The organism is Streptomyces sp. NBC_00057, assembly GCF_045041165.1.
Classification (GTDB): domain Bacteria; phylum Actinomycetota; class Actinomycetes; order Streptomycetales; family Streptomycetaceae; genus Streptomyces.
Window position 1 is genome coordinate 4,755,284 of sequence record NZ_CP108256.1, and the last position, 15,005, is coordinate 4,770,288.

Genomic DNA, 15,005 nt, shown 5'->3' on the forward strand with positions numbered 1-15,005 from the left:
CATGTCCAACTCGATCGACTGGCAGAAGTCCTCGTTCTCGGGCGGCGGCGACGGGAACAGCTGCGTCGAACTGGCTGTCACCGACGGCCGGATACGGCTCCGCGAGAGCGATGACCCCGGTACGGAGCTGGCGGTCACCTCGGCCCAGCTGGACCGGCTCCTGGGCAGCGTGAAGGGCGGGCAGCTCGGCGGGGCGTGACATCCGCGGCCTCACAACAACACACAGCCACACCCACGCCCCTCCCAGCTCCCCTGCCTAGGATCTGTCCGGGCGATCACGAGGGTTTCGAGGGGAGCGCGTGGACGCGCGGTGCGAGTGGTGTCCTGATCACGCAGGCGTCCGGCGCGGGTCCGACGCGCAGGGAGGGACTATGAAGCTCTACCTTGCCGTACCTCTTGTTCTGCCGGCGTTGCTCATCGCCGCCTCCGGCGTAGCGGCGGTTTCCCGTGGCTGGGTGCTCCCCACGAACCGGCGACGGGTCTGCCGCCCGCGCCTCTACGGCTGGGGCCAGTTGATGGTTGCCTTCGCCCTGTGCTGGCAGATGGTGTTCTTGCTGGTGCTCAGCGACCCCGACACACGCCAGTGGGGGACCCTGGCTGGCAGCGCGTTGCTGCTGACCGGCCTCATCGTGATGACGGTGAGCCATCGCACGGGCGGTAATCGGCAGGGTAGTGGCACGCCCTGAGGGCGGTGTCCCGTTGGAGCTCGCCCGTTCGATCACCAGCCTCTCCGAGGACACCATCTACGACCTGAGCGGGGTCACGGGCGGGCTGATGGAGCGACGGAACGGATCTCTGACCTGCTCTCAGAGACCTCTGCGCCCCCGCGGAGACGAAGGGCCCTACATCCACGAAATGGTTCCGGTCCCTTTCTGCGGGTGTGCTGGGCCGGCGGTACAGCCGTATGGCCCTCGTGCGGATTCGCGCTCGCGTGTCGCGGCGTTAACTGGGTTCAGCGGGACGAGGCGTGACGGGGAGCTCGCCCGTGCCGCGTTCACCCACGACCGCTGAGGAGTACCCGTGTCCGTGTCCCGCCCGTCGGCTGCCCGGCGTCCCCCGTACGCCGTCTGCGCCGGAACGTGTGTCGCCGCGATCCTGTTGCTCACCGCCTGCGACAACATCTCCGATACAGCCACGGGAACCCGCGATGTCCGGGTGGGCGCGACGGTTTCCGCCGGTGTCGCGGGCCCACAGGCCGACGGGAACCGGGGGCGGGCCGCCCCCGGTCCGTACGCTCCGCGCATCAGCCCCCGCGGGATCCCCGCGCTGGGGCCGAAGACCAGGTTCGCGATCCCGGCGGATTCGCGGCAGGCGCTCGTCGTCACCGGCGACGCCTACGACTCCAGCCTGTCCACCGCGGTCCTGTACACCCGAGACGACCCCGCCCTGGGCTGGCGCGCGGCCACGGACCGCTGGCCGGCCCGCAACGCCCTGAAGGGCTGGACGGACGAGCACTGGGAGGACGACCTTCGCACCCCGACCGGGGTCTACGGACTGACGTCCGCGGGCGGCCTGCTCGACCCCCCGGGGACCATGCTCCCGTACAACCAGAGCCCGGCGTTCGCGGTGAGCGGCGAGGGGTTCGACGGGGAGTCGCTGGAGGGTTCTTTCGACTATGTCATCGCCATCGACTACAACCGGATCCCCGGCGCCTCACCCCTGGACCAGAAGCGTCCGCTCGGCCAGGAGCGGGGTGGCGGCATCTGGATCCATGTGGACCACGACGGCCCGACCCAGGGCTGTATCTCGCTCCCCGAGGACCGGATGAGGGAACTGCTGCAACTCCTCGACCCGGCGAAGAAGCCGGTCGTCGTGATGGGGGACGCACAGGGGCTGGAGCGGTGAATCCCCGGTACGGGCCCGGCGTCGGGCCCGTACGCTGAAGGGAGCCCGTTTCCTTCAGGAGGCAGTGATGAGTGTGGTCGAGGAGAGTGTGCTGACCCAGGAGGTCTTCGAGGACCTTGCCCGCCACGCCATACGCGCCGAAGAGGCACTGCGTCTGGAGTTCGTGAACGGGAAACTGGGGGTCAAGGCTGTGCCGGACGGGGATCACGGGCGGATCATCGCCTGGCTGACGCAGATTTGCATGCAGTCGGATCCGGGCAACTGGCTCTTCGCCGAACAGGGGCTGCACATTGAGACGTACCGGAAGGGCAACGCACGCCCGGACGGTGTGCTCGTCCCGCTCGACACCTTCGTCGGCCAGGGCGAGTGGGCGAGCCCCGACGGCGTCCTGATGGTCGTCGAGGTCACCTCGTACGACGAGGACACCGACCGCCGGGACCGCGTCGAGAAGCCGCGCGCGTACGCCGAGACCGGCATTCCCGTCTACCTGCTGATCGACCGTGACACCTGCGAGGTCAAGGTGCACTCGCAGCCCGACGGTGTGCGGTACGAGCAGGTGGTGACGGTGCCGTACGGGAAGACCGTCGAGCTGCCCGACCCGGTGGGCATCCGGCTCGACACCGAGCCGCTGAAGAACTGGGCCCGCTGACCCGGAGGCGGCAGAGCGTGGCAAAGGGCCGGGACCGATGTGTTCGGTCCCGGCCCTTTGCCGGGTGTACGTGCGTGCTCCTGCTTACGCCGGCTTCTCCTCCAGGCGGGGGAACAGCACCGCGCCCTTCGTCACCGTTGCGCCCACCGGGAGCCGGCCCCAGGTGCCCGCGTCCTGTACGCGCTGGTCGGACAGCGCGCCCAGGGACGCCTCGGCGCCGAGGGAGTCCCACAGCTGCTGCGAGGTCTCCGGCATCACGGCGTTCAGCAGGACCGCGACACCACGCAGCGACTCGGCGGCCGTGTAGAGGATCGTCGCGAGGCGGGCCTGACCCTCGGGGGAGGCGTCCTTGGCGACCTTCCAGGGCTCCTGCTCCGTGATGTAGCCGTTGACCTGCTTCACGAAGTCGAAGATCGCCAGGATGCCGGCCTGGAAGTCCAGCTCCTCGCCGATCTTCCGGTCGGCCGTGGCGACGGCCTTCGCGAGACCCTCCTGGACCGCCTTCTCGGCCTCACCGGCGGCCGTGGCCTCCGGGAGCGCCCCGCCGAAGTACTTGCCGACCATGGCGGCGACGCGCGAGGCGAGGTTGCCGTAGTCGTTGGCGAGCTCGGAGGTGTAGCGGGCGGTGAAGTCCTCCCAGGAGAACGAGCCGTCGCTGCCGTACGCGATGGCGCGCAGGAAGTACCAGCGGTACGCGTCCACGCCGAAGTGCGAGGTCAGGTCCTGCGGTTTGATGCCGGTCAGGTTCGACTTCGACATCTTCTCGCCGCCGACCATCAGCCAGCCGTTGGCCACGACCTTGCCGGGCAGCGGCAGACCCTGCGCCATCAGCATCGCGGGCCAGATGACCGAGTGGAAGCGGAGGATGTCCTTGCCGATCAGGTGCACATCGGCCGGGAACGTCCCGTCGAACTTCTCCTGGTTGGCGCCGTAACCGACCGCCGTCGCGTAGTTGAGCAGCGCGTCGATCCACACGTAGATGACGTGCTTCTCGTCCCACGGCACCGGGATGCCCCAGTCGAACGTCGAGCGCGAGATCGACAGGTCCTGCAGGCCCTGCCTGACGAAGTTGACGACCTCGTTGCGGGCGGACTCGGGCTGGATGAAGCCGGGGTTGTTCGCGTAGAACTCCAGCAGCTTCGGACCGTACTCGCTCAGCTTGAAGAAGTAGTTCTCCTCCTTGAGGATCTCCACCGGCTTCTTGTGGACCGGGCACAGCTTCGTGCCGTCCTCCGCCTCGATGAGGTCGCCGGGGAGCTTGTACTCCTCGCAGCCCACGCAGTACGGGCCTTCGTACCCGCCCTTGTAGATCTCGTCCTTGTCGTACAGGTCCTGCACGAACTCCTGCACCCGGTCGGTGTGCCGCTTCTCCGTCGTACGGATGAAGTCGTCGTTCGCGATGTTCAGGTGCTCCCAGAGAGGCTTCCATGCCTCCTCCACGAGCTTGTCGCACCACGCCTGGGGTGTGACGTTGTTCGCCTCGGCAGTGCGCATGATCTTCTGACCGTGCTCGTCCGTGCCGGTGAGGTACCACACCTTCTCGCCGCGCTGGCGGTGCCAGCGCGAGAGCACGTCGCCTGCGACGGTCGTGTAGGCGTGGCCCAGGTGAGGAGCGTCGTTGACGTAGTAAATGGGGGTCGAGACGTAGTACGCCGTCGCCCCCTGCTTCTCGGATCCAGTGGCCGCCATGGTCGAAATCCTAACGGCCTGCGGAAGATCAACTCACACCGATAAACCGGGCCCAGTGCGCGGAGACCTTTGCGAAACATTCCTTCCCGTAACAAAGACGCATCCTGGGAGGGAGTGGACACGCATGCACGAGGCAGGGGATATCACGATGCGGGTACTGGTCGCCGAGGACGAGGAGATCCTGGCGGAGCTGGTCGCCACCGGGCTGCGGCGGGCGGGGTTCGCCGTCGACACGGTGTACAGCGGCGATGCCGCCCTCGCCTACCTGGGGCTGCACGACTACGACGTCGTCGTCCTCGACCGCGACATGCCACGCGTGCACGGCGACGACGTGGCGCGGAGGCTGGTCGCCTCCGGCTCCCGGACCAGGATTCTGATGCTCACCGCCGCCGGCTCCATGGAGGACCGGGTCGCCGGCCTCGACCTCGGCGCCGACGACTACCTGGGCAAGCCGTTCGAGTTCCCCGAGCTGGTGTCGCGGGTACGGGCGCTGCGGCGGCGCAGCGCCCGCCCCGTACCGCCGCAGCTGGAGCGGCATGGCATCCGGCTCGACACCGTACGGCGCACCGCTTCCCGGGAGGGGCGGGAGCTGGACCTCTCGCCGAAGGAGTTCTCGGTGCTGCAATTGCTGCTGGAGGCCGACGGCGGGACCGTCAGCGCGGAGGAGCTGCTGGAGCGGGCCTGGGACGCCAACGCCGATCCGTTCACCGGCGCCGTCCGCGTCTGCATGAGCAAGCTGCGGGGGAAGCTCGGGGAACCGGCCCTGATCCGTACGGTGCAGGGTGTGGGGTACTCCCTGTGAAGCGCCCGTCGCGCCTTCCGCTTGTCCGGCACGTTCAGCACTCCACGATCCGGACGCGGATCGCGCTCGTGTACGGCGGGGCGTTCCTGGTGCTCGGGACGGCGCTGCTCGTCACTGTGAACCTCGTCTTCCGCGCCGGTACGGACTCCCAGGCGCGCGACATCGCCCGCGCGGCCGCGGTCGTCCAGCCCGGATACGCGGTGAACGGCCCCCTCGTCACCCGGCGGAGTCTCGGCCCGCCCACCGTCTACGACCTCACCGACCATGTCAGCGACGCGGCCAGTCACCAGCTGCTCATCTGGTCCGTGGTCGCGCTGCTCGTCATGACGGCCTGCGCGGTCGGTGTGGGGTGGTGGACCGCGGGGCGGGTGCTGCGGCCCGTCCACGCCATGACCGCGAAGGCGCGCCGGCTCTCCGAGCACACCCTGCACGAACGGATCGCATCCAGCGGCCCCGACGACGAACTGAAGGAACTCGGCGACACGTTCGACGCGCTGCTGGCCCGGCTGGAGAAGGCGTTCGACAGTCAGCGCCGGTTCATCGCCAACGCCTCCCACGAACTGCGGACGCCGCTCGCCACCCAGCGGGCCGCGATCCAGATCGGTCTGGACGACCCGTCCCAGGAGGATCTCGTACGAACCCGGCAGACGCTCCTGGACAACAACCGGCGCAGCGAGCGGCTCATCGAGGGGCTGCTGGTCCTGGCGCGCAGCGAGCGCGGGCTCGCTGCGGGCGAGCGGGAAGCGGTGGACCTTGCCCAGGTGGTGGCGGAGGAGGCGGCGCGGCACCCGGGAGTGAAGGTCGACGCGGAGCCCTGTGCGGTACGGGGGAACCGGCTGCTGCTCGCCCAGCTGGTGGCGAATCTGCTGGCCAACGCCGTCACGTACAACGTGCCCGACGGGACGGTGGAGGTGTCCCTGGTGACAGCCGGCGACGGAGTGCTGCTGGAGGTGCGCAACACCGGGCCCGTGGTGGACGCGGCGGACATCCCCGGGCTGTTCGAGCCGTTCCGGCGGGGTGAGGGCAAGGACCGGATGGGGCGCGGGTCGGGGCTCGGTCTCTCGATCGTTCGTTCTATCGCTGTGGCGCACGGCGGCACGGTCACGGCGGTGCCGGGCCCTGAGGGCGGGCTCGCCGTGACCGTACGCCTGCCGGTGGATCAGTTCTCGGCCGCGGCTTCCCGGGCTGCGATCCAGGCGGGGAGGGCGGCGAGGACCTCGCGGTAGAACGTGGTGTCCGCGACCTCGCGGGGGGCGGGGCCCGCGTGGAAGAACCCGGCGTTCGGGACGTCCAGCTTCCGCAGGAAGTCGAAGCCCTTCGCGTCCTCGTCGCCGAACGCGACGAACTGGAAGAACAGCGGCAGCCGCGCCGCCTCGGCCAGCGCCTGCTTGGCGGGCTGCTTGGCGTCCGGCGGGCCGTCCGTCTGGAAGATCACCAGGGCGGGGCCGGTGGCCTCCGACTTCTCGTAGTGCGCGACGACCTCTTCGACGGCGCGGTGGTAGTTCGTACGGCCGAGGTGGCCCAGGCCCGCGTTCAGCTCGTTGATCCGGCCCTCGTGCGAGGTGAGGTCGACCGTGCCGGTGCCGTCGATGTCGGTCGAGAAGAAGACGACGGGGACGGTGGCGTTCTCGTCCAGATGGGCGGCGAGGGCCAGGGTGCGGTCGCCCAGGTGCTGGGCGCTGCCGTCCTTGTAGAACGGCCGCATGGAGCCGGAGCGGTCGAGGACCAGGTAGACGGTGGCGCGCAGCCCGGTCAGCCCGTGCGCCTTCAGCCCGGCGTGGGCGGCCTTGTACGAATCGACGAGCTCGGGCGCGTGGGACTTGACCTGGGCGAGGGGGAGGGCGGGCTCGGGGGTCGGGGTTGCTTCGGGGGCCGTGTCGGCCGCGGTTTCGGGCTTCGGCTCGGCCTCGGCGGCGACGGGCTCGGGCTCGGCGGGAGCCTCGGCCTCGGCGGCGACGGGCTCGGGCTCGGCGGGGGCCTCGGCCTCGACGGCAGCGGACGTGGCTTTCGGCTCGGCCTCGGCGGGGGCCACGGCCTTGGCCTCGGCGTCGACGGGCTCCGGCTCGGCGGGAGCGGACGTGGCCTCCGGCTCGGGCTCGGCGGGGGCCTCGACCTCGACGGGCTCCAGCTCTGCGGCGGGCTCGGGCTCCGGCTCGACCCTGGTTGCAGGCGTGGCTACCGGCTCCGGCTCGACCTCAGCGACGACGGCTGCGGGCTCCGCCTCGACCTCGGCGGTGGGTGCAACCACCGGCTCGGCGGGGGCCACGACCTCAACGGGCTGCGGCTCGGCGGGAGCCTCGGCAGCGGCAGCGGCAGCGGGTGCGGCAGCGGGTGCGGCCTCCGGCTCGGCCTCGGCAGTAGGCGCGGCCTCCGGCTCAGGCTCCGCAGCCACCGGCTCGACCTCGACCTCGACCTCGACCTCGTCGGGCTTCGCAGCCACCGGCTCCGCAACCTCGGCCTCCGGCTCCGCAACCTCGGCCTCCGGCTCCGCCGGCTTCGGCTTCGGCTTCGGGGCCGAGCCCTGTGCCGGGACCGTGGCGATGGACGCCTTGTCGAAGGCCGCCGCCACCAGGTCCGATGCCAGACCGCTGTCGCCGGTGGCGGACCGGTGAGAGGTGGGGGCCGGTAGCGAGGCCTTGGTGGCCGAGGCGGTTTCGCGCACCGAGGCGGTCTCCGCAGCCGGCTCGTCCACCGTTACCGTGACCGGCTCCGACTCCGCGGGTGCGGTGCGTTCGGTCTGGGGCGGGACCGTGGCCGTCGGCGCCGGCGCCGACGCGTCCTGCTCCGCGCGGTCGCGGCCGAACACCTTGCGCAGCAAGCTCCGAATGCCCATGGGCGAGGCCTTTCGCGTGAGTTGGGTGCGATAAATGTCCGACCTGCGGGATTCATCCCTGGCCAGGGCGGATACGTAAGGTTAGCGGCCAGATCCGGCCGTTCGGCGGTGCGGCCCGCCCGTGGGACAACTGAGCCGCAACCGAGTCCTGTGCGCATGCCGTGCGGGCCTGATGTGCGTCGTTCAAATGTGCCCATCCGGTCCCGAGTTGCCTTGTTGGCGTGAGCGGGCGGCGTGTCTGACACATAGTCAGACGCGCCGTTGTCTGTTTTATCCGCATGCGTTGTCGAGAAAGGCGCTCACATGGGAAAACGATCCCGCACCGGGCCACGAGGGCATGCCGGATGGCGCGGTGACGGGTTCCCGCCGCAGCTCCGGTCGCTGAGCGAGCAAGCTCCGAGCAAGTGCGGGGCGTGCAAGCGTGAGGTGTACAGCTACAACATGAGCGAAGTCATCAGTGACTTCGGCTGATCCGCATGGCCTGACCCGCATGACCTGACCCGACGCGCGTGCCGCACTAGAGTCGGTTGCATGGTTTCCGGTGAGGCGCCGCAGGCGGAGGGAAGCGTTCGGGTCGACGTCTGGATCTGGTCGGTCCGGCTGACGAAGACCCGCTCGCAGGCCGCTGCCGCCTGCCGCGCGGGACATGTGAAGGTGGCCGGCGAGCGTGCCAAGCCCGCCCAGGCGTTGCACGTCGGCGATGAGGTACGACTCCGGCACGCGGGCCGGGACCGGATCGTCGTCGTGTCGAAGATCGTGAAGAAGAGGGTCGGCCCTCCGGTGGCTGCGGAGTGCTTCATCGACAAGAGCCCGCCTCCGCCGCCGCGCGAGGTGGCGATCCAGGTTCCGGTACGGGACCGGGGCGCGGGGCGGCCGACGAAGCGGGACCGGCGGGAGATGGAGCGGTTGCGGGGGGCCGGGCCCACGGGGTGACGCGGTGACCGGGGTCGCCGGTGGCCGTTTCGTCCTCAAGCGCCGGACGGGCTTGATGGTGCGCCCCGGACGGGCCCGACTTGATCGTGCACCTCGGACGGGCCTGTGGAGAGCGCGGCTACGGCTGCGGCGATCGCCCTCGCCGCCGCCACCTCCTGGCGCAGCGGAGCCAGCACCCCCTCCTCGTCGCCCGGCAGTTCGGCGCGTACGCCGACCAGGGCCTCGCTCGTACGTATCCCGTCCGCCAGTCCCCGAAGTTGCCGCTGGATCTCGGCCACCTCCGCGGCGGGCGGTTTTGATGGCGCAGCCGATCAGGCTGTCCGGGAAGCGCGGCCAGACCAGATGGAAGCCCTGGTGGTTCAGCAGGTCGGACAGGAGCAGGATGACCGGAGTGATGGCCCGCGCGTCGTCCGCCGGATCCGTACTCCGAGCGCGGCGGGGCGTCCGAGCCGGTCGTCGACGTTGTACGGATCGGGGTCGGCCTTGTGCACGACGGCCGCCGCGTGCCGCAGCGCGCTGTTCACCGCCCGGGTGGCGGGTGAGTCCGGGGCGGGCAGGCCGGGTTCGGCGCCGCCGGTGCGGCTCTCCTCGACGGCGGCGGCCAGATCAGAGCACGATGACCGTCTTGCCGCGTGCGCCGCCCGTCCGGTTCCGGTCGAGGGCCTGCGGGGCCTTCTCCAGCGGGAGTTCGATGTCGATGGGCACGCGCAGTACGCCCTCGGCGGCGCCCTCGGCCAGGACGTCGAGCAGGACCGGGGTGGGTTCGAGCCGGAAGTCGATGCCGGTCACGTCCGCGGGGAGGGCGGCTTCGGCGGCGACGCCCCGAGTGGTGAGGGCGATTCCGCCACCGCGTACCAGCGCGGCACGGGCGGCGAAGGCGTCCGGGGTGGTGGAGACCAGGTCGACGAGTGCGTCGACGCCCTCCGGGCAGGTCTCCCGTACCGCCGCTTCGAGGGGGCGGTTCGTGGTGTCGATCGTGACGGTGGCGCCCAGGGCCGCCATCCGCTTGCGTTCGTCGCCGCGCACGGCCGCGAGCACACGTACGTCGCGGGCCGACGCGAGCTGGGTCAGATAGCTGCCGACGCCGCCCGCCGCCCCGATGACCAGCAGGCTCTCGTGGCCGCGGAGCACGGCGATCTCCAGGATCTCGGCGGCCGTCATCCCGGCGGACGGCAGTGCCGCCGCGGTCCGGAGGGGGAGGCCGTCCGGGACGAGGGTGATGGCGGAGTCCTGCGGTACGGACACGTAGTCGCAGTAGGTGCCGGCTCCGGACGCGGGCCCGGTCACCCGGCCGAAGACCTGGTCGCCGACCCGGAAACGGTTCGCGCCGCTGCCGATCATGTCCACCCGGCCCGCGAAGTCCACGCCGACGACCAGCGGGAACACACGCGGGGCGAGTCCGTCGTCCAGGGAGCCCTGTGCGGCCTGCCAGTCGCACGGGTTGAGTGCGGCGTACTCGATCCTGACCCGTACCTCACCGGCTTCCGGCTCGGGCTTGGGTATCTCGACCAGTGCGGGGTCGGCCCGGAACGTGCTGACGGCTATGGCTCGCATATGGAAGACCTTTCAGTCGTCCCCGATCCGGCAGTCACGGGAACCACTCTTCCCCGGCCCGCTCGCAGCCGCACGTCGAACCGGGTCCGCTACGGACGCTGCTCGCCGACGTGCACTTTGCGCGCCGCCCACAGCCGCCCGAGCACCGCGCACAGCGCCACCGCCAGCCCCGTGGCGAACACGATCCACACCGTCGTGCGCAGCGAACTCGTCAGCGCGTCGTACACCGCCGCCACACTGCCCGTCTCGCCGTCCGGCACCTCGGACAGCACCCGGTCGCGGGCGACCGCGATCATCGCGCGCAGCACGAGTGCCCCCAGCGCGAAACCGAACCCGGCCACCGCCACGGCCGAGAGTGCGGCGAGCGTGGAGCGTCGGCGCCCCGGTCCGCCGCGCACCCAGGCCACGACCACGGTCAGGACGGCGAACACGACCGTGCCCACGGCGGGCAGGATGCTGCCGGCCCGCAGCCACCGGAAGGTCTGGCGCAGCTGGTCGGCGCGGTCGGCGGAGACGATCGTGATGTCGGTGTGCTGGACCGGGATCCGGTCGGCGAACGGCACCCCGTTCGCTTCCAGGTTCTTTTTGACCTGCTCGGTCACGGGCGCCAGATCGATGGTCACGGCCTCGCCGGTGTTGCCGTTCAGCGCGGCGGTGACGGCCTTGTGTGCGGTGCGGTTGGCGGCGTTCCACGCGGCCTGGAAGGCGTCGGTGGCGGTGAAGGACATCACCGCCTCGTGCAGGAAGTCCCGCACGGTGCTCTGGAGCGGCCCGGCGTCGATCTGCATCATCGTCGCGTCGGTGATGAGGTTGCCGACAGTGCTCCGCACCTCGGGGTCGGAGGCGAGCGGGGCCACCGCGGCGACGTAACGGTCCGTGTTGTCGATCTCCAGATCCACCCAGGCGGAGAGTGCGCTCAGCGGGACGAGCACGGCGAGCAGCGCCGGCACCACCACCGCCCAAGCCGCCGAGAGATACGTCCGCACCTCTCCAGGGAAACCCGTACGGGAGCGGCGCGCCCAGGGCCCTGCGCCATCCGAGTTGCCGGGCGGCGCGGCCGGGTGTGCTCTGGAGGGAAAAGGGGCGACGGAAGGAGTTCTCCGCCATGGCCACTCATGCAGCGATGCCGACCCGTGGACGGGCCGGGGCCGGGTCGAGTGAACGTCGGCACAGCGCGCTCGCCTGGGCCGTACCCGTCACGCTGGGCGCGGCGTACGGTCTCTACGCCTCGTTCATCCTCCGCAACAACGGCGCGAGCGGCGGCCGGCAGTTCTGGTACGGCCTGATCTGTGCGGTGGTGCTCGCCGTTCTCTGCTTCGGGCTGGGCCGGATCCAGCACACCATGATTCCCCTGGCGCGGGCGGTGGCGTACGGCGCGCTGACAGCCGCGGCGATCGGCCTGCTGGTCGGGCTGACCGATTCGAGCGTGATGCGGTCCTCGGCGCTGGGACTGGCGGTCGGCCTCGGGATGTTCATCACCACCTTCTACATCTTCTACACGCGAGAGAAGACGTGAGCGCGTCTCCCGTCGCATCCTTGACCTTCTCCGAAGGAGAAGCCCCGGCATCATCGGTGCCGGGGCTTCCCCTTCGGCATGAGCAGATACGGGGGCGCGAGGAGGTACGGGTGGGGCCGCGCCGACATGAGGACGGGCCCGCACAGGGCGCGGGCCCGTCCTCATCTGCCACGCGGTTGCGGTCAGTCGCGCACGACCGTCACCGGGCACGGTGCGTGCTGGGTGACATGGAGGCTGACCGAGCCGAGCAGGGTCGCCTTGAAGCCGCTGTAGCCACGAGCCCCGACGACCAGCAGGTTCGCGCCCCTGGCGCGTTCCAGCAGGGACTGGGCCGGGTTGCCGATCACCACGACCTTGCTGACCGCGGCCGCGCCCTCGGCTCCCAGGGCCTCCTCCAGTGCCTCGGTGAGGGACACGGTCGCAACCGCCTGCGGGTCGAAGTCCTCCGGCATGCCCGGCATCATGGACGCCCAGCTGGTCGCGGGGTACTCCCAGCTGTTGACGGCCTCCACCGTGTCACCGGTCAGTTCCGCCTGGCGTACGGCCCAGTGCAGTGCCTTGATCGACGACTCGGAGCCGTCAACGCCCACCACGATCCTGCCCATCTCTGCCTCCAGCTCGGTTCGGCTCAGTGCGCAGAGGCGTCCTGCGAGAAGATCTCGCACGACGCATCTTTCGGTCCAACCCTAATCAAACCGGGCAGGACTTCGAGTGGCGGGTCCCCTCAGTCCAGCCGGAGGTCGGCGAGTTGCTGTTCGAACGGCACGACCTCGTCGTCGAGCCCGAGCGCCCTCGACGCCCCGGAGGCCGCCCGGCCTCCCGTGATCATGGTCGCGAGCTCGCCGCCCGCACGCCGGATGCGGGACGGCAGGCCGTCGGTGTACTCGTCGCCGGACGAGCCCCAGTCCTCCGATGCCGCGTACACGGAGGTCGGTACGACGGTGGCCCGCAGGTAGGCGAAGAGCGGACGCATCGCGTGTTCCAGGACGAGGGAGTGGCGGGCGGTGCCGCCCGTCGCCGCGATGACGACGGGCTTGCCGGTCAGCGCCGTGTTGTCGATCAGGTCGAAGAACGACTTGAACAGTCCGCTGTACGAGGCGGTGAAGACGGGCGAGACGGCGATCAGGCCGTCCGCCTCCGTCACCTCCTTGATCGCCTCGTCCAGGGTGCTGGGCGGGAACCCGGTGACCAGGTGGTTGGCGATGTCGACGGCCAGGTCGCGCAGGTCGATCACCCGGACCTCGACCGTGCGGTCCTGATCGGCCATCAGGCGCTCGCGGGCGGCGCCGGCCAGCCGCTCGGCCAGCAGCCGGGTCGAGGACGGCCGGCTGAGCCCGGCCGATACGGCGACGATCCTCAGGGGCTCGGTGGCGAACACGGTGGACACGGTGGTCAGGCCTCCTTCGTGGCCGTGCGGGCGGCGACTGCCGGGTGTGCGGGGGCGGAGTCCGGGACTCCGGCCGGCCGCAGGTTGGCGAACTCCTTGCGCAGCACCGGGACGACCTCCTCGCCGAGGATGTCGAGCTGCTCCAGGACCGTCTTCAGCGGCAGCCCCGCGTGGTCCATCAGGAACAGCTGGCGCTGGTAGTCGCCGACGGCATCGCGGAAGGACAGGGTCCGCTCGATGACCTCCTGCGGGGAGCCGACGGTCAGCGGGGTCTGCCGGGAGAAGTCCTCCAGGGAAGGGCCGTGCCCGTAGACCGGTGCGTTGTCGAAGTACGGGCGGAACTCCCGTACCGCGTCCTGCGAGTTCTTCCGCATGAACACCTGGCCGCCGAGGCCGACGATGGCCTGCTCGGCGGTGCCGTGCCCGTAGTGCGCGTACCGCTGCCGGTAGAGGTTCACCATCTTCTTGGTGTGCTCGATGGGCCAGAAGATGTTGTTGTGGAAGAACCCGTCCCCGTAGTACGCGGCCTGCTCGGCGATCTCCGGGGAGCGGATGGAGCCGTGCCAGACGAACGGCGGGACGCCGTCCAGCGGGCGCGGGGTCGCGGTGAATGACTGCAGCGGCGTACGGAACTTGCCCTCCCAGTCGACGACGTCCTCGCGCCACAGCTTGTGCAGCAGGGCGTAGTTCTCGATGGCGAGCGGGATGCCCTGGCGGATGTCCTTGCCGAACCAGGGGTAGACCGGTCCGGTGTTGCCGCGGCCCATCATCAGGTCGACGCGGCCGTCCGCGAGGTGCTGGAGCGTCGCGTAGTCCTCGGCGATCTTCACCGGGTCGTTGGTGGTGATCAGCGTCGTGGACGTGGACAGGATGATGTGGTCGGTGCGGGCGGCGATGTAGCCGAGCGTGGTCGTCGGCGAGGACGGGACGAACGGCGGGTTGTGGTGCTCACCGGTCGCGAAGACGTCCAGTCCGACCTCCTCCGCCTTCTGGGCGATGGCGATGGTGGCCTTGATCCGCTCGTGCTCGCTCGGTGTCCTGCCGGTCGTCGGGTCGGTGGTCACGTCTCCGACGGTGAAGATCCCGAACTCCATGGCGCCCGCCTCCAGGGTTGTTGAACATTGAACTATGCGAACGCACCCTACAACGGGGCGCCCCCCTGACCTATTCCGCCGGGGAGGGACTGGGGCCGTGCGTACCCTGGAGGGGTTGTGGAGGCCGGGTGCGCCTTTGCCGGACGGAGGCAGGGCCGTGAGCGAGGGCAGCGAGAGCGAGCGCTGGAAGGAGCGCGGCGTAGCGCTGCGCGTCTTCGTCTACGTCTTCGCCACGCACCTTTTCGCGGGCTTCATCTGGATCCTCTTCTACGTGGGCGAGCACGCCAAGAAGTGAGCGCGGCGGGAGTGGGGTAGCGGCAGCGGATTCGCGGACGGCGGCTGCGCCCTGGGGTGTGCGGAGTGGCGTAGGTCTTCGGTCGTAGTAGTTCGTCGCCGGGGCCAGGGCCGTGTGTCGATGCGGTCGAGGTGGACGCGTGCCTACGCTGCGGGCCTCGGCGCGCAGACGGGCGTGCCGCTGTCAGGAAGGAGCGCCATCGTGGTGTTCACCGGCCAGAGCCATGTCCGTCTTGCCCGGCTGTCCCGGGACCTCGCTGCCGCCGAGCGGTTCCGGGTGGGCGGGCTCGGGCTGGGCGTGCTGTTCCGTGCCGAGGCGGGCCGGGCGCCCGGTGCGCACGATCTGCTCATGGCGGGGTTGCCGGACGCGTCCCGGCACCTCGAACTCGTGCACGGCGGCGACCGCCCT

The 15,005-nt window shown here is 70.4% G+C and carries 17 protein-coding genes and 1 pseudogene; 10 read left to right on the forward strand and 8 right to left on the reverse strand.

The annotated features are described in order from the left end of the window. Position 1 precedes the first annotated feature (1 nt). The 4 genes from OG953_RS22345 to OG953_RS22360 all read left to right on the forward strand — a co-directional run bounded on the left by OG953_RS22345 (position 2) and on the right by OG953_RS22360 (position 2,494). Positions 2-199, forward strand: a complete 198-nt coding sequence (locus tag OG953_RS22345; RefSeq protein WP_405686397.1) for a DUF397 domain-containing protein — start codon at positions 2-4, stop codon at positions 197-199. A gap of 172 nt (positions 200-371) precedes the next feature. Next, complete coding sequence (locus tag OG953_RS22350) at positions 372-686, forward strand: hypothetical protein (RefSeq protein ID WP_405686398.1); 315 nt, start codon at positions 372-374, stop codon at positions 684-686. 334 nt (positions 687-1,020) lie between these two features. Continuing rightward, a complete protein-coding gene (locus tag OG953_RS22355) occupies positions 1,021-1,845 on the forward strand; it encodes a L,D-transpeptidase family protein (RefSeq protein ID WP_405686400.1) in 825 nt (274 codons plus the stop codon). Between the two features lie 67 nt (positions 1,846-1,912). Beyond that, complete coding sequence (locus OG953_RS22360; RefSeq protein WP_405686402.1) at positions 1,913-2,494, forward strand: Uma2 family endonuclease; 582 nt, start codon at positions 1,913-1,915, stop codon at positions 2,492-2,494. 84 nt (positions 2,495-2,578) lie between these two features. On the opposite strand, the gene metG is transcribed toward OG953_RS22360, so the two are convergent. Further along, positions 2,579-4,183, reverse strand: coding sequence for a methionine--tRNA ligase (gene metG / locus OG953_RS22365; RefSeq protein ID WP_405686403.1), 1,605 nt, complete (start codon positions 4,181-4,183; stop codon positions 2,579-2,581). Positions 4,184-4,331: 148 nt separating this feature from the next. Here metG and OG953_RS22370 point away from each other — a divergent pair, with 148 nt between their 5' ends. Both OG953_RS22370 and OG953_RS22375 read left to right on the forward strand, forming a co-directional pair. Then, on the forward strand, positions 4,332-4,985 hold the full coding sequence (locus OG953_RS22370) for a response regulator transcription factor (RefSeq protein ID WP_405691987.1): 654 nt from the start codon (positions 4,332-4,334) through the stop codon (positions 4,983-4,985). Then, on the forward strand, positions 4,982-6,211 hold the full coding sequence (locus OG953_RS22375; protein WP_405686405.1) for a sensor histidine kinase: 1,230 nt from the start codon (positions 4,982-4,984) through the stop codon (positions 6,209-6,211). Before OG953_RS22370 ends, OG953_RS22375 begins: the two co-directional genes overlap by 4 nt. Here OG953_RS22375 and OG953_RS22380 read toward each other — a convergent pair. Continuing rightward, entirely contained in the window at positions 6,145-7,818 is a 1,674-nt protein-coding gene (locus tag OG953_RS22380) for a VWA domain-containing protein (protein ID WP_405686407.1), read from the reverse strand. The two genes, OG953_RS22375 and OG953_RS22380, sit on opposite strands and share 67 nt — an antisense overlap. 531 nt (positions 7,819-8,349) lie before the next feature. Between OG953_RS22380 and OG953_RS22385 the strand changes: the two genes are divergently transcribed. After that, positions 8,350-8,751: an RNA-binding S4 domain-containing protein gene (locus OG953_RS22385; RefSeq protein WP_405686409.1), complete on the forward strand. Its 402-nt coding sequence runs from the start codon at positions 8,350-8,352 to the stop codon at positions 8,749-8,751. Positions 8,752-8,786: 35 nt separating this feature from the next. Here the strand turns inward: OG953_RS22385 and OG953_RS22390 are convergent, their stop codons facing one another. From OG953_RS22390 to OG953_RS22400, 3 genes are all read right to left on the reverse strand, one after another. After that, on the reverse strand, positions 8,787-9,029 hold the full coding sequence (locus tag OG953_RS22390; RefSeq protein WP_405686411.1) for a hypothetical protein: 243 nt from the start codon (positions 9,027-9,029) through the stop codon (positions 8,787-8,789). A gap of 328 nt (positions 9,030-9,357) precedes the next feature. Further along, on the reverse strand, positions 9,358-10,305 hold the full coding sequence (locus tag OG953_RS22395) for an NADP-dependent oxidoreductase (protein WP_405686413.1): 948 nt from the start codon (positions 10,303-10,305) through the stop codon (positions 9,358-9,360). A gap of 89 nt (positions 10,306-10,394) precedes the next feature. Continuing rightward, complete coding sequence (locus OG953_RS22400) at positions 10,395-11,291, reverse strand: hypothetical protein (RefSeq protein ID WP_405686415.1); 897 nt, start codon at positions 11,289-11,291, stop codon at positions 10,395-10,397. A 119-nt stretch (positions 11,292-11,410) separates the two neighbouring features. Here OG953_RS22400 and OG953_RS22405 point away from each other — a divergent pair, with 119 nt between their 5' ends. Continuing rightward, positions 11,411-11,821 carry a hypothetical protein gene (locus OG953_RS22405; protein ID WP_405686417.1) on the forward strand — a complete coding sequence of 137 codons (411 nt, stop codon included), beginning with the start codon at positions 11,411-11,413 and terminating at the stop codon, positions 11,819-11,821. Positions 11,822-12,003: 182 nt separating this feature from the next. Here OG953_RS22405 and OG953_RS22410 read toward each other — a convergent pair whose 3' ends face one another. From OG953_RS22410 to OG953_RS22420, 3 genes are all read right to left on the reverse strand, one after another. Then, on the reverse strand, positions 12,004-12,426 hold the full coding sequence (locus OG953_RS22410; RefSeq protein ID WP_405691989.1) for a universal stress protein: 423 nt from the start codon (positions 12,424-12,426) through the stop codon (positions 12,004-12,006). Positions 12,427-12,545: 119 nt separating this feature from the next. Beyond that, positions 12,546-13,199 (reverse strand): FMN reductase, encoded by a 654-nt coding sequence (locus tag OG953_RS22415; protein WP_405691991.1) that lies wholly within the window; start codon positions 13,197-13,199, stop codon positions 12,546-12,548. A gap of 14 nt (positions 13,200-13,213) precedes the next feature. Beyond that, positions 13,214-14,302, reverse strand: coding sequence for an LLM class flavin-dependent oxidoreductase (locus OG953_RS22420; protein WP_405686419.1), 1,089 nt, complete (start codon positions 14,300-14,302; stop codon positions 13,214-13,216). Positions 14,303-14,459: 157 nt separating this feature from the next. Between OG953_RS22420 and OG953_RS22425 the strand changes: the two genes are divergently transcribed. Next, entirely contained in the window at positions 14,460-14,597 is a 138-nt protein-coding gene (locus tag OG953_RS22425; RefSeq protein ID WP_164495278.1) for a DUF6126 family protein, read from the forward strand. A gap of 201 nt (positions 14,598-14,798) precedes the next feature. Continuing rightward, positions 14,799-15,005, forward strand: a pseudogene (locus tag OG953_RS22430) (VOC family protein); the annotation flags it as partial.

Bases quoted from the DNA above. Each gene is read 5' to 3' on its own strand.
- OG953_RS22345 (WP_405686397.1), top strand. From the start codon at position 2: ATGTCCAACTCGATCGACTGGCAGAAGTCCTCGTTCTCGGGCGGCGGC.
- OG953_RS22350 (WP_405686398.1), top strand. From the start codon at position 372: ATGAAGCTCTACCTTGCCGTACCTCTTGTTCTGCCGGCGTTGCTCATC.
- OG953_RS22360 (WP_405686402.1), top strand. From the start codon at position 1,913: ATGAGTGTGGTCGAGGAGAGTGTGCTGACCCAGGAGGTCTTCGAGGAC.
- metG (WP_405686403.1), bottom strand. From the start codon at position 4,183: ATGGCGGCCACTGGATCCGAGAAGCAGGGGGCGACGGCGTACTACGTC.
- OG953_RS22370 (WP_405691987.1), top strand. From the start codon at position 4,332: ATGCGGGTACTGGTCGCCGAGGACGAGGAGATCCTGGCGGAGCTGGTC.
- OG953_RS22380 (WP_405686407.1), bottom strand. From the start codon at position 7,818: ATGGGCATTCGGAGCTTGCTGCGCAAGGTGTTCGGCCGCGACCGCGCG.
- OG953_RS22385 (WP_405686409.1), top strand. From the start codon at position 8,350: ATGGTTTCCGGTGAGGCGCCGCAGGCGGAGGGAAGCGTTCGGGTCGAC.
- OG953_RS22395 (WP_405686413.1), bottom strand. From the start codon at position 10,305: ATGCGAGCCATAGCCGTCAGCACGTTCCGGGCCGACCCCGCACTGGTC.
- OG953_RS22405 (WP_405686417.1), top strand. From the start codon at position 11,411: ATGGCCACTCATGCAGCGATGCCGACCCGTGGACGGGCCGGGGCCGGG.
- OG953_RS22410 (WP_405691989.1), bottom strand. From the start codon at position 12,426: ATGGGCAGGATCGTGGTGGGCGTTGACGGCTCCGAGTCGTCGATCAAG.
- OG953_RS22420 (WP_405686419.1), bottom strand. From the start codon at position 14,302: ATGGAGTTCGGGATCTTCACCGTCGGAGACGTGACCACCGACCCGACG.